The sequence below is a fragment of the Kribbella sp. NPDC026611 genome, assembly GCF_040638345.1.
Classification (GTDB): Bacteria; Actinomycetota; Actinomycetes; order Propionibacteriales; family Kribbellaceae; genus Kribbella.
This window is the reverse complement of record NZ_JBEZYC010000009.1, coordinates 110545-134681: the sequence shown is the minus strand read 5'-3', so window position 1 is coordinate 134681 and position 24137 is coordinate 110545. Positions and strand designations below refer to the sequence as shown.

The 24137-nt window shown below is 69.0% G+C and carries 27 protein-coding genes; 16 read left to right on the top strand and 11 right to left on the bottom strand.

Annotation, left to right across the window (positions count from 1 at the left end):
• The first annotated feature begins 11 nt into the window (after positions 1 to 11).
• Genes AB0E69_RS31960 through AB0E69_RS31945 form a run of 4 tightly spaced genes read left to right on the top strand, consistent with a single transcriptional unit; the run spans position 12 to position 4188 of the window.
• Positions 12 to 1628, top strand: a complete 1617-nt coding sequence (locus AB0E69_RS31960; protein ID WP_360154626.1) for an ATP/GTP-binding protein — start codon at positions 12 to 14, stop codon at positions 1626 to 1628.
• Positions 1628 to 3463 carry a TraM recognition domain-containing protein gene (locus AB0E69_RS31955; protein ID WP_360154623.1) on the top strand — a complete coding sequence of 612 codons (1836 nt, stop codon included), beginning with the start codon at positions 1628 to 1630 and terminating at the stop codon, positions 3461 to 3463. Before AB0E69_RS31960 ends, AB0E69_RS31955 begins: the two co-directional genes overlap by 1 nt.
• Positions 3453 to 3833 carry a DUF4913 domain-containing protein gene (locus AB0E69_RS31950; RefSeq protein WP_360154620.1) on the top strand — a complete coding sequence of 127 codons (381 nt, stop codon included), beginning with the start codon at positions 3453 to 3455 and terminating at the stop codon, positions 3831 to 3833. The genes AB0E69_RS31955 and AB0E69_RS31950 overlap by 11 nt, the downstream gene beginning before the upstream one ends.
• Positions 3834 to 3843: 10 nt before the next feature.
• Entirely contained in the window at positions 3844 to 4188 is a 345-nt protein-coding gene (locus tag AB0E69_RS31945; RefSeq protein ID WP_360154618.1) for a YrdB family protein, read from the top strand.
• 9 nt (positions 4189 to 4197) lie between these two features.
• On the opposite strand, the gene AB0E69_RS31940 is transcribed toward AB0E69_RS31945, so the two are convergent.
• Positions 4198 to 4782 (bottom strand): hypothetical protein, encoded by a 585-nt coding sequence (locus AB0E69_RS31940; RefSeq protein ID WP_360154616.1) that lies wholly within the window; start codon positions 4780 to 4782, stop codon positions 4198 to 4200.
• A gap of 42 nt (positions 4783 to 4824) precedes the next feature.
• Positions 4825 to 6147, bottom strand: coding sequence for an MATE family efflux transporter (locus AB0E69_RS31935; protein ID WP_360154613.1), 1323 nt, complete (start codon positions 6145 to 6147; stop codon positions 4825 to 4827).
• A gap of 412 nt (positions 6148 to 6559) precedes the next feature.
• On the opposite strand from AB0E69_RS31935, the gene AB0E69_RS31930 reads away from it, so the two are divergent.
• Positions 6560 to 9634 (top strand): replicative DNA helicase, encoded by a 3075-nt coding sequence (locus tag AB0E69_RS31930; protein WP_360155287.1) that lies wholly within the window; start codon positions 6560 to 6562, stop codon positions 9632 to 9634.
• Here AB0E69_RS31930 and AB0E69_RS31925 read toward each other — a convergent pair.
• On the bottom strand, positions 9602 to 10201 hold the full coding sequence (locus tag AB0E69_RS31925; RefSeq protein ID WP_360154610.1) for a hypothetical protein: 600 nt from the start codon (positions 10199 to 10201) through the stop codon (positions 9602 to 9604). The genes AB0E69_RS31930 and AB0E69_RS31925 overlap by 33 nt on opposite strands.
• 61 nt (positions 10202 to 10262) lie before the next feature.
• Between AB0E69_RS31925 and AB0E69_RS31920 the strand changes: the two genes are divergently transcribed.
• Positions 10263 to 10880 (top strand): helix-turn-helix domain-containing protein, encoded by a 618-nt coding sequence (locus tag AB0E69_RS31920; protein WP_360154607.1) that lies wholly within the window; start codon positions 10263 to 10265, stop codon positions 10878 to 10880.
• 1 nt (position 10881) lies between these two features.
• Here AB0E69_RS31920 and AB0E69_RS31915 read toward each other — a convergent pair whose 3' ends face one another.
• Entirely contained in the window at positions 10882 to 11514 is a 633-nt protein-coding gene (locus AB0E69_RS31915) for a MerR family transcriptional regulator (RefSeq protein WP_360154604.1), read from the bottom strand.
• A gap of 82 nt (positions 11515 to 11596) precedes the next feature.
• On the opposite strand from AB0E69_RS31915, the gene AB0E69_RS31910 reads away from it, so the two are divergent.
• Positions 11597 to 12106, top strand: coding sequence for a hypothetical protein (locus AB0E69_RS31910; RefSeq protein WP_360154602.1), 510 nt, complete (start codon positions 11597 to 11599; stop codon positions 12104 to 12106).
• On the top strand, positions 12103 to 12504 hold the full coding sequence (locus AB0E69_RS31905; RefSeq protein WP_360154599.1) for a hypothetical protein: 402 nt from the start codon (positions 12103 to 12105) through the stop codon (positions 12502 to 12504). Before AB0E69_RS31910 ends, AB0E69_RS31905 begins: the two co-directional genes overlap by 4 nt.
• Here AB0E69_RS31905 and AB0E69_RS31900 read toward each other — a convergent pair.
• Entirely contained in the window at positions 12478 to 13482 is a 1005-nt protein-coding gene (locus AB0E69_RS31900) for a WYL domain-containing protein (protein ID WP_360154596.1), read from the bottom strand. The two genes, AB0E69_RS31905 and AB0E69_RS31900, sit on opposite strands and share 27 nt — an antisense overlap.
• Positions 13483 to 13539: 57 nt before the next feature.
• Here AB0E69_RS31900 and AB0E69_RS31895 point away from each other — a divergent pair, with 57 nt between their 5' ends.
• The gene (locus AB0E69_RS31895) at positions 13540 to 14802 is read left to right on the top strand and encodes an FAD-binding oxidoreductase (RefSeq protein ID WP_360154593.1); all 1263 of its coding nucleotides are present in this window, start codon (positions 13540 to 13542) and stop codon (positions 14800 to 14802) included.
• On the opposite strand, the gene AB0E69_RS31890 is transcribed toward AB0E69_RS31895, so the two are convergent.
• Genes AB0E69_RS31890 through ugpC form a run of 4 tightly spaced genes read right to left on the bottom strand, consistent with a single transcriptional unit; the run spans position 14732 to position 17277 of the window.
• Positions 14732 to 15292, bottom strand: a complete 561-nt coding sequence (locus tag AB0E69_RS31890; RefSeq protein WP_360154590.1) for a GrpB family protein — start codon at positions 15290 to 15292, stop codon at positions 14732 to 14734. The genes AB0E69_RS31895 and AB0E69_RS31890 overlap by 71 nt on opposite strands.
• Complete coding sequence (locus tag AB0E69_RS31885; protein WP_360154587.1) at positions 15289 to 15684, bottom strand: RidA family protein; 396 nt, start codon at positions 15682 to 15684, stop codon at positions 15289 to 15291. Before AB0E69_RS31885 ends, AB0E69_RS31890 begins: the two co-directional genes overlap by 4 nt.
• A gap of 42 nt (positions 15685 to 15726) precedes the next feature.
• Positions 15727 to 16152, bottom strand: a complete 426-nt coding sequence (locus AB0E69_RS31880) for a protein-tyrosine phosphatase family protein (RefSeq protein ID WP_360154584.1) — start codon at positions 16150 to 16152, stop codon at positions 15727 to 15729.
• A 45-nt stretch (positions 16153 to 16197) separates the two neighbouring features.
• Positions 16198 to 17277, bottom strand: a complete 1080-nt coding sequence (gene ugpC / locus AB0E69_RS31875; RefSeq protein ID WP_360154581.1) for a sn-glycerol-3-phosphate ABC transporter ATP-binding protein UgpC — start codon at positions 17275 to 17277, stop codon at positions 16198 to 16200.
• Positions 17278 to 17466: 189 nt separating this feature from the next.
• On the opposite strand from ugpC, the gene AB0E69_RS31870 reads away from it, so the two are divergent.
• Both AB0E69_RS31870 and AB0E69_RS31865 read left to right on the top strand, forming a co-directional pair.
• Entirely contained in the window at positions 17467 to 18030 is a 564-nt protein-coding gene (locus AB0E69_RS31870) for a helix-turn-helix domain-containing protein (RefSeq protein ID WP_360154578.1), read from the top strand.
• Positions 18023 to 18853, top strand: coding sequence for an SRPBCC family protein (locus AB0E69_RS31865; RefSeq protein ID WP_360154575.1), 831 nt, complete (start codon positions 18023 to 18025; stop codon positions 18851 to 18853). Before AB0E69_RS31870 ends, AB0E69_RS31865 begins: the two co-directional genes overlap by 8 nt.
• 23 nt (positions 18854 to 18876) lie before the next feature.
• Here AB0E69_RS31865 and AB0E69_RS31860 read toward each other — a convergent pair whose 3' ends face one another.
• Positions 18877 to 19773, bottom strand: coding sequence for a LysR family transcriptional regulator (locus AB0E69_RS31860; RefSeq protein WP_360154572.1), 897 nt, complete (start codon positions 19771 to 19773; stop codon positions 18877 to 18879).
• 82 nt (positions 19774 to 19855) lie between these two features.
• On the opposite strand from AB0E69_RS31860, the gene AB0E69_RS31855 reads away from it, so the two are divergent.
• Positions 19856 to 21076: an MFS transporter gene (locus AB0E69_RS31855; protein WP_360154569.1), complete on the top strand. Its 1221-nt coding sequence runs from the start codon at positions 19856 to 19858 to the stop codon at positions 21074 to 21076.
• Positions 21077 to 21091: 15 nt separating this feature from the next.
• The gene (locus AB0E69_RS31850) at positions 21092 to 21916 is read left to right on the top strand and encodes an aminoglycoside phosphotransferase family protein (RefSeq protein ID WP_360154566.1); all 825 of its coding nucleotides are present in this window, start codon (positions 21092 to 21094) and stop codon (positions 21914 to 21916) included.
• Here the strand turns inward: AB0E69_RS31850 and AB0E69_RS31845 are convergent.
• Complete coding sequence (locus tag AB0E69_RS31845; RefSeq protein ID WP_360154563.1) at positions 21913 to 22365, bottom strand: helix-turn-helix domain-containing protein; 453 nt, start codon at positions 22363 to 22365, stop codon at positions 21913 to 21915. The two genes, AB0E69_RS31850 and AB0E69_RS31845, sit on opposite strands and share 4 nt — an antisense overlap.
• 87 nt (positions 22366 to 22452) lie before the next feature.
• Here AB0E69_RS31845 and AB0E69_RS31840 point away from each other — a divergent pair, with 87 nt between their 5' ends.
• The 3 genes from AB0E69_RS31840 to AB0E69_RS31830 are packed head-to-tail and all read left to right on the top strand — an operon-like array spanning position 22453 to position 24136.
• On the top strand, positions 22453 to 23043 hold the full coding sequence (locus tag AB0E69_RS31840; RefSeq protein WP_360154560.1) for a dihydrofolate reductase family protein: 591 nt from the start codon (positions 22453 to 22455) through the stop codon (positions 23041 to 23043).
• A 12-nt stretch (positions 23044 to 23055) separates the two neighbouring features.
• Positions 23056 to 23436, top strand: a complete 381-nt coding sequence (locus tag AB0E69_RS31835) for a PPOX class F420-dependent oxidoreductase (protein ID WP_360154558.1) — start codon at positions 23056 to 23058, stop codon at positions 23434 to 23436.
• 10 nt (positions 23437 to 23446) lie between these two features.
• The gene (locus tag AB0E69_RS31830) at positions 23447 to 24136 is read left to right on the top strand and encodes a dienelactone hydrolase family protein (RefSeq protein ID WP_360154555.1); all 690 of its coding nucleotides are present in this window, start codon (positions 23447 to 23449) and stop codon (positions 24134 to 24136) included.
• The last annotated feature ends 1 nt before the right edge of the window (position 24137 follow it).

The window sequence follows — 24137 nt, the reverse complement described above, 5'->3', positions numbered from 1 at the left end:
GGGGAGTCACGGTGAACAACAAGAAGACGAAGAAGCCGGTCGATCCGTCCCGGCGCGGCCGGCGGCCGATGCCGCGCGGCTGGCCGGGCATGGGCGGCGGGTACTCGACGTACCTGCAGGCCCCGCAGGAGTGGCGCGGTACGACGGTGCAGGTCTGCGGGCTGTGGCCGTTCGCGGCCGGCACCGGCAGCCCGATGGTCGGCGTACCGATCGGGCGGAACATCCTCTCCGGCGCCACCATGTGCTGCGACCCGATCAGCTGGTTCATGCGCGCCAAGCTGATCTCGAACCCGTCGATGTTCGTGCTCGGCAAGCCAGGTCTCGGCAAGTCGACGATCACCCGGCGGATGGCCCTCGGCCTGGCCGGGTACGGCGTCCAGCCGCTGGTGCTCGGCGACCTCAAGCCGGACTACAAGGATCTGATCGAGGCCCTCGGCGGCCAGGTCATCCAGCTCGGCCGTGGCCGCGGGCACCTGAACGTGCTCGACCCGGGCGAGTCCCGCGAGGCCGCGCTCCGGCTGACCGGCAAGGCCCGCGAGGCGATCCAGGCCGACGCGCACGGCCGCCGGCAGACGATGGTGTCGGCGCTGATCTCGATCCTTCGGTCGGCCCCACCGACCGACCGCGAGGAGACCATCATCGACGAGGCCCTCAAGGTCCTCGACGAGCGCTTCCAGGGCACCCCGGTGCTGCGCGACCTGCTCCAGGTCGTCCAGGACGCACCGGACCGGGTTCGCAACGTCGCGCTGGACCGCGGCAGCCTGGACCGGTACCGGCAGATCACCGAAGGCCTGGAGGCCTCGCTGATCGGTCTGGTCGGCGGCGGCCGGCTCGGTGAGATCTTCTCCGAGCAGACCGACAACCCGATGCAGATGGACCGCCCGGTCGTCTTCGACGTGTCCAACATCGACGACTCCGAGACCAACCTGCAGGCCGCCGTACTGCTGGCCTGCTGGTCCTACGGGTTCGGCGCGGTCGCGGTCTCGCAGGCGCTGGCCGACGCCGGCCTCGAGCCGCGGCGGCACTACTTCGTGATCCTGGACGAGCTGTGGCGGGTGCTGCGGGCCGGGCGTGGTCTGGTCGACCGCGTCGACGCGCTGACCCGGCTGAACCGGCAGCGTGGTGTCGGGATGGCGATGATCTCGCACACCATGTCCGACCTGCTCGCGCTGGAGCACCCCGAGGACCGGATGAAGGCGAAGGGTTTCGTCGAGCGGTCCGGGATGGTCATCTGCGGCGGCCTGCCGCGGGCCGAGATGGAGAACCTGTCCGAGGTCGTGCCGATGTCCGAGGAGGAGCAGAACATGCTCATCGGCTGGCAGGACCCGCCGGCCTGGGACCCGGCCACCGGGGAGGAAGCCGCGCCTCCGGGCCGGGGCAACTTCCTGATCAAGGTCGGTGGCCGCCCGGGCATCCCGGTGCACGTCGGGCTGACCTCGGTCGAGCGTGAGATCAACGACACGAACAAGCTCTGGAAGACCGCCGCCGACGGCAACCCGGTCAAGGTCGAGGTCGCCGAGGACGGCACCGAGGAGATCGTCGGCGAGTACAGCCTGGAGGACCCCGCGATGTTGCCGCCGCCCGACCCGACCACGCGGGTGGTCGCCAGAACTGGAGTTGACGAGTAATGGCCCAAGGCAGGAAGACCACCGGCCCGGGCGGTCTGTCGCCCGAGTCGGTGATGGTGTTCATCGGCATCGGACTGCTGGCGCTGGTCGTCGGCGGGCTCTGGGGCGCGGTGAACATCGCCGCGGCGATCAACGGCACGCACACGGTCGGGAATCCGGCCCAGGTGGTGTCCGACCTGATCTCGGGCCGGCTGCTGTGGTCCGGTGCGACCACCGGCGTGCTGATCCTGGAGTACGTCGTACTGCTCGGCCTGGTGATCGGCGGCTGGTACTACATCCGCAACCGCAAGGTGTCGATCGGCCGGGTGGACCGGCAGGCGTCGCTGATGTCGAAGCGGTCCGAGATCTACAAGCTCACCCGCCAGGGCGCGCAGGAGATCGCGAACCGGCTCGGCGCCCCGAACGCAGGCCCCGGCATCATGATCGGCCGGACCGTGCGGGACAACCTCGAGGTCTTCGGGTCCTGGGAAGACATGCACGTCGACATCTGGGGTCCCCGTACCGGTAAGACGACGTCCCGCGCCGTCCCGGCGATCCTGGACGCGCCGGGCGCGGTGGTCGCGACCTCGAACAAGCGCGACATCGTCGACGCCACCCGCGGGCCACGCACCGAGAAGGGCCCGGTCTGGGTGTTCGACCCGCAGGAGGTGTGCGAGGAGCCGAACACCTGGTGGTGGAACCCGCTGACATACATCACCGACGAGAGCAAGGCCCGCGAGATGGCCGAGCACTTCGTCGCCTCGCAGCGCCAGCTGAACGCCCAGACCGACGCGTTCTTCGACGCCGCCGGCACGGACCTGCTGGCCGGCCTGCTGCTCGCCGCGGCCGTGGCCAAGCGGCCGATCACCCAGGTGTACTCCTGGCTGGCCGACCAGCGGAACGACGAGCCCGAGCGCATCTTGCGCAACACCCCGGGCCTGCAGCTGTCCGCGGACGCCCTGGCCGGTGTCATCAACGCACCGGACAAGCAGCGCGCCGGTGTGTACGGCACGGCGCAGCAGAGCGCGCAGTTCATGGTGAACCGCAAGGTCACCCGCTGGGTCGTCCCCCAGGGGCCGAACGACACCCGCCCGCAGTTCAACCCGCACGAGTTCGTCCGCCAGGGCGGCACGCTCTACAGCCTCTCCAAGGAAGGCGCCGGTACGGCGGGACCGCTGGTCACCGCGCTGACGGTGGCCGTCGTGGAGGCCGCCGAGCAGTACGCGCGCGGGATGCCGATGGGCCGGATGCCGAAGCCGCTGGTCGGCGTGCTCGACGAGGCCGCCAACGTGTGCCGCTGGAAGAACCTGCCCGACCTCTACAGCCACTTCGGCTCCCGCGGCATCGTGCTGATGACGATCCTGCAGTCCTGGGCCCAGGGCCAGGAGTGCTGGGGCGACCACGGCATGGAGAAGCTCTGGTCGGCCGCGAACATCCGCGTGTACGGCGGCGGCGCCTCGGACTCGAACTTCCTCGAGCGGCTGAGCAAGCTGATCGGCGACTACGACATCATCTCCAGCTCGGTCTCGTACAACGAGGGCAAGCGCGGGACGAGCCGGCAGACGCAGCGGCAGAACATCCTCGAGGTGTCCGACCTGGCGGCGATGCCGCCCGGCCGTGCGGTCGTGTTCCCGTCCGGGATCCCGGCCACGATGGTGAAGACCGTGCCGTGGTTCACCCGGCCGGACGCCGGTGCGGTGAAGGCGTCGCTGGCGAAGTACGATCCCGGTGCGGCCGCCGTCGTACCGGTGAGCAACAACCCGTGGGTGTCGGCCGGCACCCAGCAGGCGCCCGCGCCGCGCGGCCCGGAGCGTCCGGTCTGGGAGCAGAACGAGGGGGACCGCAATGGATGGTGAGCAGCAGGAGCTCTTCTACCCGCACGTGGCAGCGTTCGTGGAGGACCGGCTGGTCTACCTCTACACGCGGCGGCTCGGGCAGCAGTTCATCTGGTGCCCGGAGTGGTACCGGCACGCGGAGGCCCTCAGCCGGCTGGACTCGATCTGGCGCGCCTGGGAGCACCTGCGGCTGGACCCGGCGACCGGTATGTCGGTGTGGTGGCGTGACCACGCCGACCCGCACATGATGGCGCTGCTGGACCCGGACGGCCCGTTCGCCGCCTGCCGGAACAACACCCACACGGACTACCCGATCCCGCCGCTGCCGGTGCAGGAGCCGCCCGCGGGCCTGTTCTTCGACCAGCGCCAGCCGAACCTGCGCGGCGTCTGACCGTGTGGCGGTGTTGACTATCTGGAAGTGGGGCAACCTCCTGCTCGCCTTCCTCGTCGAGCTGGTTGCCATCGGCATCTTCGCCTGGTGGGGCTGGTCCGCGACCGGCTCCACCACGCTCCGCCTGCTGCTCGCGATCGGCCTGCCGGCGCTGACCGTGGTGCTGTGGGGCAGGTACGCGGCGCCGACCGCGAAGTCCGGCGGACCGGCCGTGCGGTGGTCCGTGAAGCTCCTCGTGTTCGGCCTGGCGGGCGCCGCCTTGTGGAGCTTGGGACACCCAGTGGCAGCCGTGGTGTTCGTCGCGGTGGTCGCGGCCAACCTGCTGATCATCCAGGCGCAGCGAATCGAGCCGTAGCCGCAGCGGTCAGCGGGAGGTGTCCCGGTCCATGGTGATGTCGAGGTTGACGCCCTCACCGGGCAGTGTCCGCTTGACGTTCCTCCGCACCAGCTTGCGAGGCTGTGGCTGCTGCGCGACCGGCGGCTTCTGAGGCGGCTGCTGGACGGCCTCGATCGGGTCGGGCTGTTCCGGACGTGCGTCGCGGCGGGTGTCGTCGGCGGCGGCGCGGTACCAGTCGGCGCGGCGCAGCTCGGCGGCGGCCTCGGCTTCGGCGATCGAACTGACCGTGGTCAGGCGATGACCCTTCTCGGCCTTCTCCTCCGCGTCGACCGCTTCGGGGTTCTCCGCGGCCTCCCTGAGCAGCCGCTGGCCGCGAGCCAGGGAATCGTCGGCAAGCCGGCGGTCGTCCGCGGCCTGCCGGCGATGTTGCAGGCCGGCTCGGTCGTCGAGGTCAGCGCGCTTGATGGCATCGGCGACCTCAGCGTCCCTGGCGTGATCGTGCCTGGTCCGGACCTCGTCCAGTATCAGCTCGTCGTGCGCCGCGCGCTCCTCGTCGTGCCGCTGCACGATTTGGTCGAGCTCGTCGCGCTCCTGGTCGTCTGTGTCGGACACGCCGCTCCCTTCCTCGATGTCCCACGATCCCGCACTGCGGGGTCAGCGGGTAGCCCCGGTGACCAGCCACCCGTCTCGGCGTTCACGGGTGGTCAGCGTGATGAACCGGAGCAGCATGTACCCACCGAACGCCCACCACAGCGCCACGATGCCGCCACCGAGCCACAGCACCGCCAGTGCGAGCGGTATGTAGACAACGAGGGCTATGACGCCCGCCAGCGCCAGGTAGCGGCCGTCGCCGGCGCCGATGAGTACTCCGTCCAGCACGAACACGACGCCGTTCAGCGGCTGCCACACCGCTGAGACGATCAGTACGGCGGCGAGCGTACGGCGTACCTCTGGGTCGGACGTGAACCACGGGACGTAGATGTCGCGCAGGCCCCACAGCGCGAGGCCGCCGAGCAGTCCGGAGAACAGGCCCCACCACATCATCCGGCGGGTGATGGCACGCGTGCCTGCCACGTCGCCGGCGCCCAGCGAGCGGCCGGTGAGTGCTTGCGCGGCGATGGCGATCGCGTCGAGGGCGAGGGCCAGGAAGGACCAGAGGGTGAAGGCGACCTGGTGGGCGGCGACCGACGTCGTACCGAGCGCGGTGGCGACGAACGTCAGCAGGATGATTGCCGCACGCAACGTCAGCGTCCGGACGATCAGCGGCACGCCCATCTGCGCCGAGGCGAGGATGCCTGGGCGGTCCGGGCGGAGCTTGGCGCCGTCGCGGCGGGCACCGCGGACGACGACCACCACCAGAGCGACCCCGGCCCCGGTCTGGGCGAGTGCCGTACCGAGGGCCGAGCCGGCGATGTTGAGGTGCACGCCGTAGACGAGGAAGACGTTAAGGCCGATGTTGGCGAGGTTGGCGGTGATCGCTACGACCATGGGCGTCTTGGTGTCCTGCAGGCCACGCAGTACGCCGGTCGCGGCGAGCAGGAGCAGCATCGACGGGATGCCGAAGCAGGAGATCCGCAGGTACGTGACGGCGTAGTCGGCGACGTCCGGCGACGGGTCGAAGGCGGCGATGGCCTGTGGCGCGAGTGCGAGGCCGAGCAGCGCGAGTACGACGCCGAGCAGCAACGCGAGCCACAGCCCGTCGATGCCTTGGGCAAGCGCGCCCTTGTGGTCGCCGGCGCCGATCCTCCGGGCGACGGCCGACGTGGTGCCGTAGGCAAGGAAGACGCAGATGCCGACGAGGGTCTGCAGGATCGTGCCCGCGACGCCGAGCGCGGCGAGCTGCGGCGTACCGAGGTGGCCGACGATCGCCGAGTCGGCGAGCAGCATCAGCGGCTCGGACACCAGCGCGAAGAAGGCCGGTACGGCGAGGCGGAGGATCTCGCGGTCCTGGTCGCCGACCCACCGATTGCGTCTCATCGGGAGCGAGGTTACCCAGGTCCGGGCGGGACCGCTGAAATTCGTCTCGAAGTTTTTCTTCTCCACAGTTGTTGATGTGAGAAAGCGCAGGTCAGGGGCCTGTTGTGGATGGTTGCCCACAGATATCCACAGGGTTGTTCCCAACCTGTGCACATGCCTTCCGGGGGTTATCCACGGTTCGTCCACACCCCCTGTGGACGGCCGGGTGGCTTTGGGTGACGGGACCGGCGTACGGTCGCGAGGCCGATGCGGTCCGAGGGGCAGAAACTGTCCGACGGAATGGCTATGGTTCGATCAGGTGTTCGAATCCGGCACCTGGGATCGGGCAGTCGCGGCGAGGAGGTCGGGCGAAGTGAGCGTGGCGGAGTTCCGCGGGGGCCAGGACGACGGCCACGAAGAGCGCAGGCCGGAGATGGGCTTCGACCGCACCCCACCGCAGGACCTCGCGGCCGAGCAGTGCGTGCTCGGAGCGATGATGCTGAGCAAGGACGCGATCGCCGACGTGATCGAGACCCTGCGCAGCACGGACTTCTACCGGCCGGCCCACGAGGCCGTCTTCGACGCGATCACCGACCTGTATGCGCGCGGCGAGCCGGCCGACGCGATCACGGTCGCCGCCGAGCTGAACCGGCGCGGCGAGATGACCCGGATCGGCGGCGCGCCGTACGTGCACACTCTCGTCGCGTCGGTGCCGTTGGCGGCCAACGCGTCGTACTACGCGCACATCGTCCGAGAGAAGGCGATCCTTCGCCGGCTGGTCGAGGCCGGGACGAAGATCGTCCAGCTCGGGTACGCGGGCGAGGGCGAGGTCGACGACGTCGTCGACGAGGCGCAGGCGGAGATCTACTCGGTCACCGAGAAGCGCACCGCCGAGGACTACGCGCCGCTGAAGGACATCATGGAGGGGACCCTCGACGAGATCGAGGCGATCGACTCCCGCGGTGACGCGATGGTCGGCGTACCGACCGGGTTCACCGACCTGGACGAGCTCACCAACGGGCTGCACCCGGGCCAGATGATCATCGTCGCCGCGCGTCCCGCGATGGGGAAGGCGCTGGCGCTCGACACCCCGCTGCCGACGCCGGCCGGCTGGACGACGATGGCCGAGGTCGCGGTCGGCGACCAGTTGCTCGACGCCAACGGGCTGCCGACGACCGTGGTCGCGGCGACCGAGGTGATGGTGGACCGGCCGTGCTTCCGGCTCTCGTTCTCGGACGGCGCGACCATCGTCGCCGACGCCGAGCACCAGTGGCTGGTCGAGGACGGCGGCCGCCCGGTGGTCTGCACGACCGCCGACCTGTTCACGGCGATGTCCGCGAGTCCCGGGCTGACACCGCCGATCCCCGGGTCGGCGCCACGGCAGATCACCGGGCACGGCTTCCCGGCCGCGCTCGCCGGTGAGGGCGAGCGGCGGGTCGAGTGGGTGGAGCAGGTCGACAGCGTCCCGGTGAGGTGCGTCGAGGTCGACAACGCCGACCACCTGTACCTGGCCGGCAAGACGATGATCCCGACGCACAACTCCACGCTGGGCCTGGACTTCGCCCGGTCCTGCTCGATCAGGCACGGCCTCACCTCGTGCATCTTCTCGCTGGAGATGAGCCGCAACGAGATCACCATGCGGTTGCTCTCCGCCGAGGCGAAGGTGCCGCTGCATCACATGCGCAACGGCAAGATGACCGACGAGGACTGGGCCCGCCTGGCCCGCAAGATGGGCGAGGTCTCCGAGGCCCCGCTGTTCATCGACGACTCGCCGAACCTCACCATGATGGAGATCCGCGCCAAGGCCCGCCGCCTCAAACAGCGCCACGACCTCAAGCTGATCGTCATCGACTACCTCCAGCTGATGACGTCCGGCAAGAAGGTCGAGTCCCGCCAGCTCGAGGTCTCCGAGTTCTCCCGCTCCATCAAACTCCTCGCCAAGGAGCTCGAGCTCCCGGTAGTAGCCATCTGCCAGCTCAACCGAGGCTCCGAACAACGCTCCGACAAACGCCCCATGGCCTCCGACCTCCGCGAATCCGGCTGCCTCACCGCTGACACCCGGTTGCTGCGGGCGGACACCGGCGCGGAGATCTCGCTCGGGGAATTGCTGGAGACCGACGCGCGGGACGTCCCGGTGTGGTCACTCGACGATCGACTCAAGTTGGTGCCGCGCACGCTGACCCACGCGTTTCCGAGCGGGGTGAAGGAGGTCTTCCGGCTGCGGCTCGCGTCCGGCCGGGAGATCAAGGCGACGGCGAATCATCCGTTCCTGACCTACGACGGCTGGACGCCGCTGGGTGAGCTGACACCGGGGGTGCGGCTCGGAGCGCTCCGGCACGTTCCGCCGCCGCTCGACGTGACCCCGTGGGACGAGGACGAGCTCACGATGCTCGCCCACCTGATCGGCGACGGATCCTTCGTCAAGCGGCAGCCGATTCGCTATGCCAGCATCGACGAGGGGAACCTCACCGCGGTCGCGGAGGCGGCACACCGGCGCTTCGGGATCACCGCGATTCGTGACGAGTACGCCGCCGCTCGCGTGACCACGCTCCGCCTGCCCGCGCCGTACCGCTTGGCTCGTGGCCGGCGCAATCCGATCGCTGCCTGGCTCGACGGTCTCGGGCTTTTCGGGCTGCGCAGCCACGAGAAGTTCATCCCGGCCGGCGTGTTCGGTCTGCCGAAGGACCAGGTCGCCCACTTCGTCCGGCACCTCTGGGCCACTGACGGCTCGGTCCGCTGGGACGCGAAGGCCGGCCAGGCGCGGATCTACTACGCCACCACCAGCCGTCGTCTCGCCGACGACCTCGCCCGCCTCCTCCTCCGCCACAACATCTTCAGCCGCGTGAAGGCCGTGCGAAAGGCCGGTTACCGGGACACTTATCACCTCTACGTCTATGGCGCCGAGAACCAGCTTCGCTTCTGCGACGGGATCGGTGTGCACGGCCTGCGCGGGTTGAAGGCGCTGGAAGTCGCCGTCGCGTTACGCGGCCTGAAGGCGAACACGAACCTGGACACGGTGCCGAAGGAGGTCTGGTCCCAGGTCCGCGAGATCCTTGCCGACCGCAACGTCACGCACCGGGAGTTCGCCACCGCGATGGGTACCAAGTTCTGCGGCTCGACGATGTGGAAGCATGCCCCGAGCCGTCAGCGCCTGGCGAAGGTCGCCGATGTTCTCGACGACGCCGATCTCGAGGTGCTCGCCACCAACGACATCTTCTGGGACACGGTGACCTCGATCGAGAGTCTCGGCGAGGAAAAGGTGTACGACGCCACGGTCCTCGGTACTCACAATTTTGTCGCCGATGGAATGGCTGTTCATAATTCGCTCGAACAAGATGCCGACGTTGTCATCCTTCTGCATCGGGAGGATGCGTACGAGCGGGAGTCGACGCGGCCGGGGGAGGCGGACTTCATCGTGGCCAAGCACCGGAACGGGCCTACTGCTGATGTTGTGGTGGCGTTCCAGGGCCACTACTCACGGTTTGTGGACATGGCCCACGACGGTTAGTCGGCGGAGGGTCAGCGCGAAGGCGGTCCAGGCGGTGCCCCAGAGTAGGCCCAGCAGCACGAAGTGGGTGGGGCGGTCGATGGAGTACCAGGCGGCGGTGACGATGCCGGCGGCGACCGTGGTGAGGGGCGCCCAGGACGGCCAGCCCGTGAGCGGGCCGCGGAGGGTGCAGACGCCGAGGGTGCCCAGGCCTGCGAACATCAGCAGGATGCCGGCGACGATCGGCCCATCGACGGCTGCCGACTGGTCGGCGATCAGCCAGATCGAGACCGCGACGCGCAGCAGTTGACCGGCGATCGCCGTACCGCCCGCGATCAGCGCGAGGCGGCGCGGCCAGGCCACGTCGAGCAGTAGCCAGCCGGCGAGCCCGCCGGCCATGCCCAGGTTGACCAGCAGCCAGACGGCCTCGAAGGCGGGCTCGGTGATCCGCGGGTAGCCGACCGCGATCGCCGCTACGCCGTAGCCGAGCTGCAGTACGGCGCCCGCCACGCAACTCACCGCCGCCAGTGCCGCCGCCCTGCGCCGGTCGAGTCGTGTCCCGGTCGCGTCCAGTGGTGTCTCGGTCATCATTTCCCCCTCTGACTAGTGGTAGCCACTAGTGGCTACCACTAGAAGTAGAGTACGACGCATGGCCGGTGTCAAGCGCTCGACGACTCAGGAGCGGGCGGCGGCGACCCGGGCGCGGATCGTTCGGGCTGCCTACGACCTGTTCTGCGCGGGCGGGTACCGGGCGACGACGATGGAGGCGATCGGCAAGCAGGCCGGGGTCGCGGTGCAGACCGTCTACTTCACGTTCCGGACGAAGGACGAGTTGCTGAAGGCGGTGCACGAGTGGACCGTGCTCGGCGACACCCCGATGCCACCGGCGCTGCAGCCCTGGCACGTCGCCGCGATGAAGGAGTCGGATGCCCGTGCGGCGCTCGCGAAGATCGTCGCCGGTGTCGCTGCCCTCAACGCCCGCATCGCGCCGATGCTGGCCGTGTTCAACTCGGTCAGTCAGCAGCCGGTCGGCGAGATCTACGCCCGGTCCAAGGAGCTTCGCCGCCACGACATGGGCGAGCTCGTCGTTGCCCTGCGTAAGAAGACCCCGCTGCGCGCCGGCCTGGCCCAGCGCAAGGCCGCCGACCTCCTGGACTTCTTGATGGGGCCCGAGTCGTACGGTGCGTTGGTCATCGAGGCTGGTTGGACCGAACGCCAGTGGGTGACCTGGACCGCCGACACGCTCAACGCCCAGCTCTTCGGCTGAGTCAGCGGTTCTTCCAGCGTTGGGCTGAGATTGATTCTTGGGCCAGGAGGCGTAGGGAGGCGATCAGGGTTTCGCCGAGGATGGTGCCGATGACTACTGATTCGGCCAGCTGGTCGCGGGTGGGGCGGGTGGTTACTGCTTCGATGTCTAGTTGGGTGAAGTGCTCTACGGCTTCGGCGTAGGCGTCGAGGTAGCTGGAGAGGTGGGGTTGGCCGAGGGTTTCCATGGCGGCGATGGTGTCGATCAGGGTGGCCAGGGCGGGGGCTTCGGGTTCGATGGTCCAGCCTCGGCGGGTGATCAGGGCGGCGACCTGGGACTCGGCGGTGGCTCGGGCCTCGGGGGTGGTGGTCAGGCGGCGGGTGGGGGTCAGGGCTCGGTGGGCGCGGCCGATCTGTTCGTGCAGGGGGATGTCGTCGGAGTCGAGGGACTCGAGGATCTCCTTGACCTGGGCGACCGGGACCTGGGCCAGTTCGGTCAGGGCGCGGATGAGGCGGAGCCGGCGGACGTGCACAGCGTCGTACGACGCTTGGTTCGGGCTGCTGAGCTCGCCCGCGGGGAGCAGGCCCTCGCGGAGGTAGTACTTGATCGTCGGTACCGGTACGTCGGTCGCCTTGCTGAGCTCGCCAATCCGCATCGCTTGCCTTCCTCGAGGTTGTGATGGATAGTATCAGTATCCATAAGCGGATACCTTGACTATCCATTGAGAAGGCGGGCCGATGATCCCCCTCGTACTGATCCTGACGACGCTGCTGTTCCGCGCGCTGGGGGCCTGCGGCGTACTGCGGTTCGCGACCTGGCCCGCGAGCGCGGCGCACGGGCTCGCCGTCATGCTGCTGTTCACCGCCAGCGCACACTTCGTCCCGGCCGGCGTCACCGTGATGCCCAACCATGCCGACATGGTCCGGATGGTGCCGCCGTTCCTCCCGTTCGCCGACGCGCTCGTGTACCTGACCGGTGTCTTCGAGCTGCTCGGCGCAGCCGGTCTGGTGCTCACCGCGACCCGCAAGCCGGCCGCCTACGCCCTGGCCGCGCTGTTCATCGCCCTGCTCCCGGCCAACATCCACGCCGCGACCGCGCACGTCCCGTTCGCCGGCGGAGCGGCGACGCCGCTCTGGCAGCGCATCCCCGAACAGATCCTCTACCTGGCCACCGCGCTGTGGATCGCTCGTGCGACCAGGATCACCACCTCCGAATCCCCGCAAATCAAGGAGAAAGTGCACTCATGACCGACGCATCCCGCACGATCGCGGGTGTCATCCTGCTGACGATCGTGACGATCCAGTTCGGTGGTTACTTCATGACCCGGATCGTCCGCGGCCAGATTCCGATGACCGGCTTCCAGAAGTCGTTCGCCCGGGCCGGCCACGCTCACGCCGGCGTGCTGGTCATCCTCAGCCTGGTCGGCCTGCTGTACGTCGACCAGACGACGTACTCCGGCTTCTGGCTCTGGGTCGCCCGCCTGGCCACCCCGGCCGCCGCGATCCTGATGTCCGGCGGCTTCTTCGCGAGCTCGGCCGGCAAGGACCGCACGCAGCCCAACCAGTTCATCTGGGTCCTGTGGATCGGCGCCGCGTTCCTCGCGCTCGGCGTGCTGACGCTAGGGATTGGGTTGATCGCTGCCTAGGCCGGCGAACGACTGCTGCAGGCGTTCGCCGGCCTGGACGATCAACGCGGCTGTCTCCGGGGTTGCGTGGTCGACAACAAACGACGCGATGGCGGCGATGGCGGCGACCTGGGTGAGAAGCATCGCTGGGGTGTCGGCGCTGAACCGCACCACGCAGGAGGACGAATCAACCGGTTCGACGATCCCGCGGACAACGCCTTCGAATGTCTCCGAAACAGCAGCAGCCGGAGCGTGCACGGTCAGGTGGATGGTGTGGCTGTATTGGGCCGACGCAAAGGACTCGACCAGGTACGTCGCCGCGTCCGGGGCAGGCAGGATCCGCGGAGTGAACCGGTGTCCCACGGGCGTGACCTCGAGAATCCGGTCGACCCGGAAGATGCGCCAGTCGTCGCGCGACGGGTCGAACGCGAGCAGGTACCAGCGCCACGTCAGCGACAACAACTGATGCGGCTCCACGCGACGCCGACCGACCGAGCGAGCCCGGCCGTGGTAGTCGAAGGCAACGATCTCGTGATTGCGGCAGCAGCGCGCAAGCATCGCCAGCACGTCAGGTGACACCTGCGGTACGCCGGGACGCGGCACAGCCTCCGCCGCCGACCCCACCGCCGCGAGCTGCGGCCGCAACCGCGCCGGCAGAACCTGCTCCAGCTTCGCCAGCGCGCTCATCGAACTCTCGGCCATCCCGCGAACCCCACCACCGGCCGCGCCAACCAGACCGAGCGCCACCGCGACCGCCTCGTCGTCGTCCAGCTGCAACGGCGGCAGCTGCGTCCCCGGCCCCAGCCGATATCCGCCCGCGGTCCCGGTCGTGCCGGTCACCGGATAGTCCAGTAACCGCAGCCGGTCGACATCCCGCCGGACCGTCCGCTCGGTGACGCCGAGGCGCTCGGCCAGCTCCCGGCCGGACCACTCCCGCCGGCTCTGCAGCAGCGAGAGCAACCGCAGCAACCGGCCCGGCATCTCCTTCCGCACGCTCACCAAACAATCATGCCTTGCGGACAAGATGTGTCCGCAAGGGCTCGTAGCGTCGGTGCCATGATGCTGACCAAGACGAGCAACGGATATGACAACGCACGGCTCGGGTTCCAGCGGCGTGACCCGCACCGGCCGGACGCGATCTTCGCGGTCACGAGCGCCGCCGAGGTGGAGGAAGCGGTCCGCTACGCGACCGAGCACGACCTGCACCTGGCCGTCCAGGCATCCGGTCACGGTCCGGGCCGGGGTCTCGACGGCGGCGTCCTGATCGCGACCCGCGGATTCCACCAGGTCACGGTCGACGCGGAGCAGAGGACCGCGTGGATCGAGGCCGGCGCGACCTGGCGCGAGGTCCTCGACGCGACCGCGCCGTACGGGCTCGCGCCGCTGTCCGGCAGCTTCCCCGGCCTCGGCGCGATCCCCTACACACTCGGCGGTGGCCTCGGCCTGATGGCGAGGCGCTTCGGGTACGCCGCCGACCACGTCCGCCGGATCGAGCTCGTGACGCTCGACGGTGTACGCCGGACCGCCGACCCGGATCTGTTCTGGGCGCTCCGCGGTGGTGGCGGGAACTTCGGCGTCGTCACCGGCATCGAGATCGAGCTCTTCGACGTACCGACGCTGTACGGCGGCAGCCTGTACTTCGACGTCGCGGAGCACCCGCAGGTCCTGCAAATCTGGCGGCAGTGGACGCAGACCGTCCCTGACCACGTCACGTCCGGGCTGTCGCTGGTCCCGCTGCCGGACATCCAGCCGGTGCCGGAGCCGATCCGCGGGAAGTACATCGCACAGATCTCGCTGGCGATCACCAGCGAAGGCGAGGACCTGATCAAGCCGCTGCGCGCGATCGGCGAGCCGGCGATGGACACGGTCGGCGAGCTGCCGTACGCCGAGTCCGGCAAGATCTTCAACGAGCCCGATCGCCCGGACAGTTTCAGCTCCCGCAACGTCCTGCTCAGCGACCTGGACCCGGCCGCCCTGCAGACGCTCCCGAAGCTCGCCGGTCCCGAGGCGCCGATGAGGTGTGTGATCGCCATCCGCCACCTCGGCGGCGCGCTGGCCCACGAGCCCGCCGTACCCAACGCGATCGGTCACCGCGACGCGGCGTACTCGCTGACGGTCATCACCCCACCCGAGGGCGACGAGCTCCAACGCGAGATCCTCGCGCCCTGGCAGCCCGCGACGATCGGCCGGCTGTTCAACTTCAACGACGCCGGCATCGACCTCCGCGAGGTCTACGAGCCGGAGACCTTCACCCGTCTGACCGCTCTGCGCCGGCAGTACGACCCGGCCCGCCGCCTGCAGGCGAACCACCAGCTCTAGCAAGCATCTCCTGCACCAGCGCCGCCTTCCCGGCGACGTAGGCGGCCCGATCCGTCGTGAGCAGGTGCGCCAGCTCGAGCTTCCGGGCGGCGTACCGCTCGCGATCGGCCGCGTCCCGCCGCAAGTGATCCCGCAGCATGACATGGTCGAGGAAAGCATCGTTGCCATCGACAACGACATACAGATGGTGGTACCGCTCCGCGTCCGCCGGCAGCTCGAACGCCTCCCGCCCCGCGATCCCCAGGTCGCCGGAATGCCGGTAGCCGGCAGCAACCAACCGCTCCACCGCAAGCGGCACCAGCTCCGCCGACGGTACGACGATGTCGAGATCGATGATCGGCTTCGCCGCCAGCCCCGGCACCGCCGTACTGCCGACGTGCTCGATCCGGTGCGGTACGCCGAACAGGGGCCGCGCCAAGCCGGCGCGTAGCTCCGCGAACCACAACGGCCAGCGCGGGTCATAAGCAACGACCTCGGCCGGGACGATCACAGCGCAGCGGTGACGTCGAGCTCGACGCGCTGACTAGGAAAGCCCAGCTGAGCAACGCCGAGGAGTGTGCTCGCGGACGTGAACGCCGGCGCCAACTCCGACGCGGTGAGCAGGTCCCACACGGCGCTGAGCTCGCCGCGATCTGAGCTGGCGACATAGATGACTGTGCGGACGACGTCCTCCGGCCGAGCGCCGGCGGCGTTCAACGCGGTGAGCGTGTTCGCAATCACCTGCGCGGTCTGCTCGGCGAGCCCGCCCTCGGCCAGCTCACCAGAGGCCTGCAACGGGCACTGCCCGGCGAGGTAGATCAGGGTGTCGGCCTGGACCGTCGTCACGTGGTGATATCCAGGCGTCGGGTGCAGCCCGGCGGGGTTGGAGCGTTCGATCGTCACGCGACCGAGCCAACGCGAGACGCCGACCCGCCGTCAACACAATTACTCGAAGTGCCGCACGAACCGCTTCTGCCACGGCGTCTCCACCGCGTGCTTGTCGTAGTGCCGTCGTACGTAGTCGACAGCGTCCGCGGCCGGCAGCCCGTCGAGTACGGCGAGGCACGCAAGCGCCGTACCGGTCCGTCCGCGTCCGCCACTGCACGCGAACTCGACCCGGCCGTCGCCGGCGCGCTCCAACGCGTCCAGAAAGGCTGCGCGAGCCGCCACGACATCAGTCGGCAGCCGGAAGTCCGGCCAGCGCACCCACCGCGTCTCCCACGGCACGTCGGGCGGTTCCTGACCGAGCAGATACACGCCGTACGTCGGAAACGGCGCTGCCGCCGGGCCGTTGCGCAGACCACGTCCGCGCACCAGCCGACCCGACGGCAGCTCCATCACTCCTGGGGTGTCCCGCGACCAAAGGCCCACCTGGTCAACCTAAACGCCTACCCGGTCAACCTGAAAGCCGCCCGGTCAACCGACGAGCCGCTCCTCCGTGGAGGTGGAGAAGAGGTGCAGCTTCTCGGGGTCCGGTGCGAGGTGCACCAGCGTGCCCTTGTCGTTGTGCATCCGGGTCCCGATCCGCGCGATCATCTGCTGCTTCTCGTCGGTGTGCTCCGCCGTCCCGTACAGGAAGGCGTCGGAGCCGAGCTCCTCGATCACGGCGACCTTGACCGGCAGCCCCTCGTCGGCGAGGTGGAACGACTCCGGCCGGATGCCGAGCGTCAGCGTCTTGTCGTCGCCGGCCTTGGCCAGCAGTTCGCGTTTGATCGGGACCACGTAGTCGCCGATCTTCGCGCCGCCGTCGGTGATCTCGGCCTCGATCAGGTTCATCGCGGGGGAGCCGATGAAGCCGGCCACGAACTTGTTGCGCGGCCGGTCGTACAGGTTCAGCGGGGTGTCGACCTGCTGGAGTACGCCGTCCTTCAGCACCGCGACCCGGTCGCCCATGGTCATGGCCTCGACCTGGTCATGGGTCACGTAAACAGTGGTGACGCCGAGCCGGTGCTGGAGCTCAGCGATCTGGGTGCGGGTCTGCACCCGCAGCTTCGCGTCGAGGTTCGACAGCGGCTCGTCCATCAGGAACACCTTCGGCGATCGCACGATCGCCCGGCCCATCGCGACCCGCTGCCGCTGACCACCGGACAGCGCCTTCGGCTTGCGGTCGAGGTACTCCTCGAGGCCGAGCAGCTTGGCGGCCTGCTGGACGCGCTGGGCGCGCTCGTCCTTGTGGATGCCCTGCATCTTCAGCGCGAACCCCATGTTGTCGGCGACCGACATGTGTGGGTAGAGCGCGTAGTTCTGGAACACCATCGCGATGTCGCGTTCCTTCGGCGGGGCGTTCGTGACGTCCTTGTCGCCGATGTAGATACCGCCTTCGTTCACCTCTTCGAGGCCGGCCAGCATCCGCAGCGCGGTCGACTTGCCGGAGCCCGAAGGCCCGACCAGGACCATGAACTCGCCGTCCTCGATATCGAGGTCCAGCTTGTCCACCGCCGGGGTGTCGGTGCCCGGGTAGACCCGGGTCGCCCCCTTGAACGAGACAGTTGCCATGTCGCGCTTCCTCTCCTTCGCCGGCAGGAACGTGCCGGACGATCCGTAGCAAAGGCGCCCAGGTCCTGGGTGTCTGGTTGGTGATACATCACCAAGCACCTCCTACAACGCCCGACCCACCATTTACATTCCGGAGTGATGTAAATCTCCTGATTGACAAAGAAGTTTTTTACGTACAAACTTCCTTGTGTGATCAAGGACGTGATGCACCTGGAGCAGCTCGAGCAGGCCGAGGCGCTGTTCAAGCCGCAACGGATCGAGGTGCTGCGGCGGCTGGCCGAGCCGGCGACCTGTGGTGAGGTGGCCGAGCAGCTCGGCCAGACGTCGCAGCGCGTCTACTACCACGTCAAGCGCCTCGTCGAGGCCGGGTTGGCGACGCTGGTGGAGGAGCGCAAGGTGCGCGGCATCCACGAGGGCATCTACCAGGCGACGGCGCGGTCGTACTGGCTGTCGCCCCAGCTCGTGGGCCGGATCGGCGGATTCCGCCGGCCCAGCGACGAGCTGAGCCTCGGCTACGTGCTGGACCTGATGGAAGAGGTCCAGACCGACATCGCCGCGCTGGACCGGTCGGCCCCGGAGCTGCCGTCCATCGGGGTGTCCGGTGAGATCCGGGTCCCGCCGGACCGGCGACGGGAGTTCTTCGAGGACCTGCGCGGCACGCTGCAGGACCTCTTCGAGCGCTACGGCGGCAGCGAGGGCGACGCCTTCAAGCTGGCCGTGGCGTGCTACCCCAAGGGAGATCAACATGACTGAACCACTGGTACTGCAGGTCCGCGCGCACCACGGCCTCGACGAGGTCCGGCAGGCGCTGATCGACCCCAAGGCCCTGAACCGCTGGCTCGGCGAGCACTCGACCGTCGACCTGCCCGGCACGTTCGAGTTCTGGGGCCGCTACATCCCCGAGGGCGACGCACCGCACCAGCGCGTCGTCGGGTACGACGGAAGCACGCTGACGCTGGCGTGGACACTCGGCGGCGAGGAGACCACCACCGAGATCACGCTGGTCCCCCAGGGTGACGAGTCGACGGTGATCAAGCTGTCGCAGACGCATTTCGACTTCGCCGACGCGATCAGCGGCGCGAACATCCGCGGAGTACTGCAGACCTTCTGGGCGCTGGCGCTGGCCAACCTCGTCGACTACCTGGACGGTCGCGAGCTGACCACCCGCCCGGACTTCACCTCCGCGACCTTCTCCGGCGAGGCACTGATCGACGCGCCGGCGGCTCAGGTCTACGCGTCGCTCACCGAGTCGGAGAAGGCGTCGGAGTGGTTCGGGTTCCCGATCGGCATCGAGCCGTACGTCGGTGGCCGGTTCGCGATGGGCGGCTTCGACACCGGTCCCGCGGCGGAGGTCGTCGAGGTGGTCGAGGGCCAGAAGATGTCCGTCGACTGGGGCCCGGCCGGGATCAGCACCTGGGAGCTGGCCGAGTCCGAGGGCAAGACCCGGCTCACCTTCGTGATGAGCGGCTTCGACGAGTCCAACCCGCCGTACGGTGCCTGGCTCGGTTGGCTCAGCGGTGTGGCTGGCCTGCGCCGCTACAACGAGCTCGCCGACTGGCAGGTCTGGGTCGCCTAGAAGGGTCGCCTCGAAGGGGTCGACTAGAAGTACGGGCGGCTGGTCGACTCGCCGATCAGCTCGAGCAGGGCGGCCACCGCCCTGCTCGGCCGACGGGCCGCCGCCGTCACGACCGACAACGTCCAGGTCAGCTCGGCACCCTCGATCGGTAGCTTGACGACGGTCGGTTCGTCCGGAAACTCCAGCTCGGGTACGACGGCCACCCCGAGGCCGGCGCGGACGTAGTCGGGGATCGTGGTCAGCTCGGGTACTTCGACCTGAAGCCGCCGCGGCGTACCGATCGCGTCGAAGGCGCGATCGACCATCGTGCGGTTGCCGAACCCTGGTGGCATGTCGATGAAGCGCTCCTGCGACAGGTCGGCCAGCCGTACCGTGGACCGCGAGGCCAGCGGGTGTGTGGACGGCAGCAAGGCGACGAACGGCACGGTCGCGAGGTTGCGGGCGTCGAGGCCGATGAGCTCCGGTCGGGGCAGGCCGAGGAGTGCGAGATCGAGTCGTCCGTGCCGGACGTCGTCGGCGAGGCCGCTCGAACCGGTCCGTGAGGTGGCGACGTGGACCTCCACCAACGGGTACTTCCGGTGGAAGCCGCCGAGCAGCTCGGCCAGGTTGATCAGGCTGAGCCGGGCCAGCGTCCCGATCCGGATGCTGCCCCGCAGCCCACTCGACGCTTCCTCGACCGCGGCCCGGGCCCGGTCCAGGGCCTCGAGCGCAGCCTTTGCCTCGGGCAACAAAGCCTGGCCGGCCGCGGAGAGGGTCACCCGCCGGGTCGAGCGGTCGAACAAGGTCGTCTTCAGGTCGGCTTCGAGAGTTCGGATCGCGGCCGAGACGGTGGACTGGACGGTGAAGAGCCGTTGCGCGGCGCGGGTGAAGCTCAGCTCCTCGGCGACGGCGACGAAGTACTCGAGCTGACGGCTGTCCACAGGTGTAATTATCGAGTCTGTCGATAAGAGCCTGCAAGAACTTTCGTTGGACTCGATGAATGTGGCGCGGCACTCTGGTGACATGTCCACCATGACTACTTCCCGGACCGTCGGACGGATCCGGTTCGCCCACGCTCCGGGCTTCTGGGTGATCGCCGCGGCGTTCTTGACCACGATGGCGTTCTCGACGATCCCGACGCCGCTCTACGCGATCTACCAGCAGCGCGACGGCTTTCCGACGTACGTGATCACGGTGATCTTCGCCAGCTACGCGGTCGGGGTGATGGCGTCGCTGTACCTGGCCGGGCATCTGAGTGACTGGTTCGGGCGCCGGCGGGTCGCGCTCGTCGCGGTTCTGGCCGAGGCGCTGGCGGCAGCGATCTTCCTGATCTGGCCCGAGGTGCCGGGTCTGCTGGTTGCGCGGTTCATCTGCGGGATCGGTGTCGGCGTACTGACGGCGACAGCGACCGCTCACCTGTCCGAGTTGCGGCAGGTCGCGCGGCCGGGGGAGGACCCGAGCCGGTCCGCGCTGATCTCGAGCATGGTGAACCTCGGTGGGCTGGCGTTCGGTCCGCTCGTCGGTGGACTGCTCGCGCAGTACGTGTCGTCGCCGTTGCAGCGGCCGTACGAAGTCTTCCTGGTTCTGCTGCTGGTCAGCGCGCTCGGGATTGCGCTTGTGCCGGAGACGGTCGAGCGGCTGGAGGAGCGTCCGGCGTACCGGCCGCAACGGGTGTCGCTGCCGTCGTCGGCTCGTCCGTTGTTCTTCGCGTCGGCGATCGGTGCGTTCGCGGCGTTCGCGATCTTCGGGTTGTTCACGTCGCTGGCGCCGACCTTTCTGGCCGGCGTGCTGCATCACACGTCGCGGCTACTGGCCGGCCTGGTGACGTTCGCGGTCTTCATCGCCGGCGCGTTGAGCCAGGTCGTCTTCGTCCGTCTCACCCGCCCTGCTCAGCTCCGCCTGGGCTTGGTCGCCATGTCCGTCGGCCTGGTCGGGGTGGCCGCCGGCGGCCTGATCCCGAGCCTCACCCTCTTCGTCATCGGCGGTGTCATCGCCGGCGCCGGCGTGGGACTAGTCTTCCGCGGCGCGGTGGCGACAGCGGCCTCCCTCGCCGACCCGTCTTCGCGCGGCGAGGTCCTGGCCGCCCTCTTCCTGATCGCGTACGCCGGCCTCGCCATCCCGGTCCTCGCCATCGGCCTCGGCATCGCGATCCTGCCCGCCCAGGTCGCCCTCCTCCTGTTCTCCGCCCTGATCCTGATCCTCGTCAACCTCGCCGTATTCCGGATGCTCGCCGCACAACGATGATGTGATCATGCGGGCGTGGACCTCGCACGCGACTACGGCCTGACCACCTCGGCGCTCCAGCCACACCCCGGCGGCTTCCGGACCGACGCGTGGGTGGTCGATCGGCGCTGGTTCGTGAAGCTGTGGCCGGCCGGTGAGAAGCCGACCGGCCTCGAGACGCTGAGCGAGCTGGCGGCACTGGGACTGCCGGTGATCGAGCCGGTCCGGACCGTGCGCGGCGAGTTGTCGGCGATGGCCGATGACCGCGCCTACGCAGTCTTCCCTTATGTAGAAGGGCGTACGGCGACCTGGGACGACTGGCGGGTGGCGGCACGGGCGTTGCGGCAGGTGCGCGACGTACCGCCGAGGGTGGACCTGCCCGCGGGAAACCTCGACGAGCCGCACATCTGGGAGTTGGGCCGGAATCTCGACCACCCGTGGATCGTGGACCGGCGGGACGAGGTGGCTGCCGCGATCGAGCGGGTGCGGGACGTCATCGCGGGGCTCAAGCCGGTGCGGGAGGTCGTCTGCCACACGGACTTCCACGGGTTGAACCTGTTGCTCGACGACGAGGGTGAGGTGCTGGCGATCCTCGACCGGGAGGACGCCGTCATCGGACCGCGGGAGCACGACGTGTGGGTCGCGGCCGAGGGGCCGCAGGTGGTGGAGTTCCTCGAGGAGTACGGCGTACGCGATCTCGACCTCGGTCATCTCGAGTATGCGCTGCTCGCCCGCGGTCTGCGGGACATGTCCGCCCGGGTGCTGCAGGAGGTCGACCGGCCCGGTGTCGACACGTGGGGGTTCGACCGGATCCGCCGGGTCGATCGGATGCTCGAGGTGTTTCGCGCGTACTGCGGCTAGGCCGCGGCGCCGGGGCCTGGGAGTATGTCGATGTCGCGGGCGTGCATCGGCTTGTCGCAGGTGGCGCAGTGCAGGTCGACGTGGCTGACTTCGCCGCACGCGTGGTGCCGGTAGAGGACCGGGGGACCGGCCTCGCCGGCCAGGTACTTGTCGCCCCACGCGACCATCACCATCAGGACGTCGAGGAGGTCGTAGCCCTTCTCGGTCAGCACGTACTCGTACCGCGGCCGCCGGTCGTACGGCCGCCGCTCGATCACGCCGCGGTCGACCAGGTGGTTGAGCCGCTCGGTCAGCACCTTCCGGGAGATGCCAAGGTCCGCCTGAAGCTGCTCGAACCGGGAGAACCCGACCCAGATGTCCCGCAGGATCAGCGGCGACCACGGCTCACCCATCACGTCCAGCGTGCGCGCGATCGAACACGCCAACTCACCAAAGTCTGTCCGCTGCATGCAGCCAGTCTAGCCCTTGGGGTTCCCCGAAGGAACTCCATCGTGTTAGCGTTCCTTCAAGGAACCCCAACCGAAAGGGCAAGCCCGATGAGCAAGGTCTTCACCGCCCTCGCCGTCTCGGTCGACGGCTACATCACCGGCCGCGACGCCGGCCCCGACCGCGGCCTCGGCGACGCGTCGATGCTGTTCGACTGGTATTTCGACGGCGACACCCCGAGCCAGGTCTTCGACGGGTTCAAGCTCAGCGCCCCGAGCGCGCGGGTGTTCGACGAGCTGGCCGCCCGGGACGGCGCGATCGTCGCCGGCCACAAGACGTACGAAGACTCCGGCCGGTTCGGCGGTGGCAGCCCGCACCCGAATGCACCGCTGGTCGTGCTCAGCCACGGCCCAGTCGAGGGGCTGAGCGAGCGGCAGACGGCCGCACACACCATCGAGGACGCGATCGCGGCCGCGCGTGAGCTGGCTGGTGGCAAGGACGTGGGCCTGATGGGCGGCGGTGTGGTGACCGCGGCGCTGCAGGCCGGCCTTGTCGACGAGGTGGTCCTGCACCAGGTGCCGATCCTGCTCGGCGCCGGTCGGCCGTTCTTCCAAGAGCTGCCCGAGCACGTCCAGCTCCGGCTGATCGAGGCCGTGCCGGCGCCCGGCGTCACCCACCTGCACTACGAGATCGTTCGCTGAGGAGATCTGACCATGTTGAAGCCCGCCGTACGCGCCGCTGTCGAAAGCAACGCGCTCGCTCACCTCGCAACTCTGCTGCCGGATGGTTCGCCGCACTCGATTCCGCTGTGGGTTCACACCCTCGGCGAGCGGATCATCTTCCTGACCGGGCCGGACTCGCAGAAGGCGCGCAACCTGCAGCGCGACCCGCGCGTCGCGCTCTCGCTGACCGCGGCCGGCAACCCGTACGAGCCGGTCATTCTCCGCGGCCGTGTAGTCGAGTGGATCGACGGTGACGAGGGCTGGCGGCTCGTCGACGAGATCGCGCAGAAGTACCTCGGGCAGCCGTACGGCCGCGACGTCGAACGCGTGATCGGAGTGATCGAGCCGGAGTACCAGAAGGTGGGCATGTGAAGATGTGCCCATGGGTGTGACGGTGACGGTCGGCGAGCAGGACGCCTACCTGGCGCGGGTGGGGCGATCGGGGATGTTGCTGCTCCCGATGATCACCGGGATCGGCGAGCAGGTCCGGGCCTGGGCCGACGAGCTGGCCGGTGAAGGGATCACCGCCTTGGTGTGGGATCCGTTCAAGGGCCGCAGTACCGACAACTCGACCCGCGAGGAGCTGGGCGAGCTACTGACGCAGCTGGATGACGACGCGGCGCTCGCGGAGCAGGTCGAGCTGCTCGACTACCTGACCGGTGAGCTCGGCTGCAGCCGACCTGGCGTGATCGGCTGGTGCCTGGGAGGGCGGTTCGCCTTCCTGCTCGCGGCGCGGGATCACCGGCTGTCGAACGTCGTCGCGTTCCACCCGACCACACCGTCGAAGCTCCGGCCGCACCAGACGTACGACGCGATCGCGGACGCGGCCGGGATCACGGCGCCGGTGCTGGTCAGCTACCCGAGCGCGGACGCCGCCGTACCGAACGCGGACTTCGAGGCGCTGCAGACGGTGCTGCAGGCGCGGCCGGTCGGCGCGACCTTCGCGCAGTACTTCCCCGGCGCCGACCACGGCTTCTCGGACAAGTCGCGGCATGGGAAGGACGTCAACAAGGACGCGTTCCGGCTCGCCTGGCCGCAGGCGCTCGCGTTCATGAAGTCGACGGTCGGCTGAC

Coding starts and splice junctions, on each gene's coding strand:
- AB0E69_RS31955 (WP_360154623.1), top strand. CDS start 1,628: ATGGCCCAAGGCAGGAAGACCACCGGCCCGGGCGGTCTGTCGCCCGAG.
- AB0E69_RS31950 (WP_360154620.1), top strand. CDS start 3,453: ATGGATGGTGAGCAGCAGGAGCTCTTCTACCCGCACGTGGCAGCGTTC.
- AB0E69_RS31935 (WP_360154613.1), bottom strand. CDS start 6,147: ATGAGACGCAATCGGTGGGTCGGCGACCAGGACCGCGAGATCCTCCGC.
- AB0E69_RS31930 (WP_360155287.1), top strand. CDS start 6,560: ATGGGCTTCGACCGCACCCCACCGCAGGACCTCGCGGCCGAGCAGTGC.
- AB0E69_RS31925 (WP_360154610.1), bottom strand. CDS start 10,201: ATGACCGAGACACCACTGGACGCGACCGGGACACGACTCGACCGGCGC.
- AB0E69_RS31920 (WP_360154607.1), top strand. CDS start 10,263: ATGGCCGGTGTCAAGCGCTCGACGACTCAGGAGCGGGCGGCGGCGACC.
- AB0E69_RS31915 (WP_360154604.1), bottom strand. CDS start 11,514: ATGCGGATTGGCGAGCTCAGCAAGGCGACCGACGTACCGGTACCGACG.
- AB0E69_RS31910 (WP_360154602.1), top strand. CDS start 11,597: ATGATCCCCCTCGTACTGATCCTGACGACGCTGCTGTTCCGCGCGCTG.
- AB0E69_RS31905 (WP_360154599.1), top strand. CDS start 12,103: ATGACCGACGCATCCCGCACGATCGCGGGTGTCATCCTGCTGACGATC.
- AB0E69_RS31895 (WP_360154593.1), top strand. CDS start 13,540: ATGATGCTGACCAAGACGAGCAACGGATATGACAACGCACGGCTCGGG.
- ugpC (WP_360154581.1), bottom strand. CDS start 17,277: ATGGCAACTGTCTCGTTCAAGGGGGCGACCCGGGTCTACCCGGGCACC.
- AB0E69_RS31865 (WP_360154575.1), top strand. CDS start 18,023: ATGACTGAACCACTGGTACTGCAGGTCCGCGCGCACCACGGCCTCGAC.
- AB0E69_RS31855 (WP_360154569.1), top strand. CDS start 19,856: ATGTCCACCATGACTACTTCCCGGACCGTCGGACGGATCCGGTTCGCC.
- AB0E69_RS31845 (WP_360154563.1), bottom strand. CDS start 22,365: ATGCAGCGGACAGACTTTGGTGAGTTGGCGTGTTCGATCGCGCGCACG.
- AB0E69_RS31840 (WP_360154560.1), top strand. CDS start 22,453: ATGAGCAAGGTCTTCACCGCCCTCGCCGTCTCGGTCGACGGCTACATC.
- AB0E69_RS31835 (WP_360154558.1), top strand. CDS start 23,056: ATGTTGAAGCCCGCCGTACGCGCCGCTGTCGAAAGCAACGCGCTCGCT.
- AB0E69_RS31830 (WP_360154555.1), top strand. CDS start 23,447: ATGGGTGTGACGGTGACGGTCGGCGAGCAGGACGCCTACCTGGCGCGG.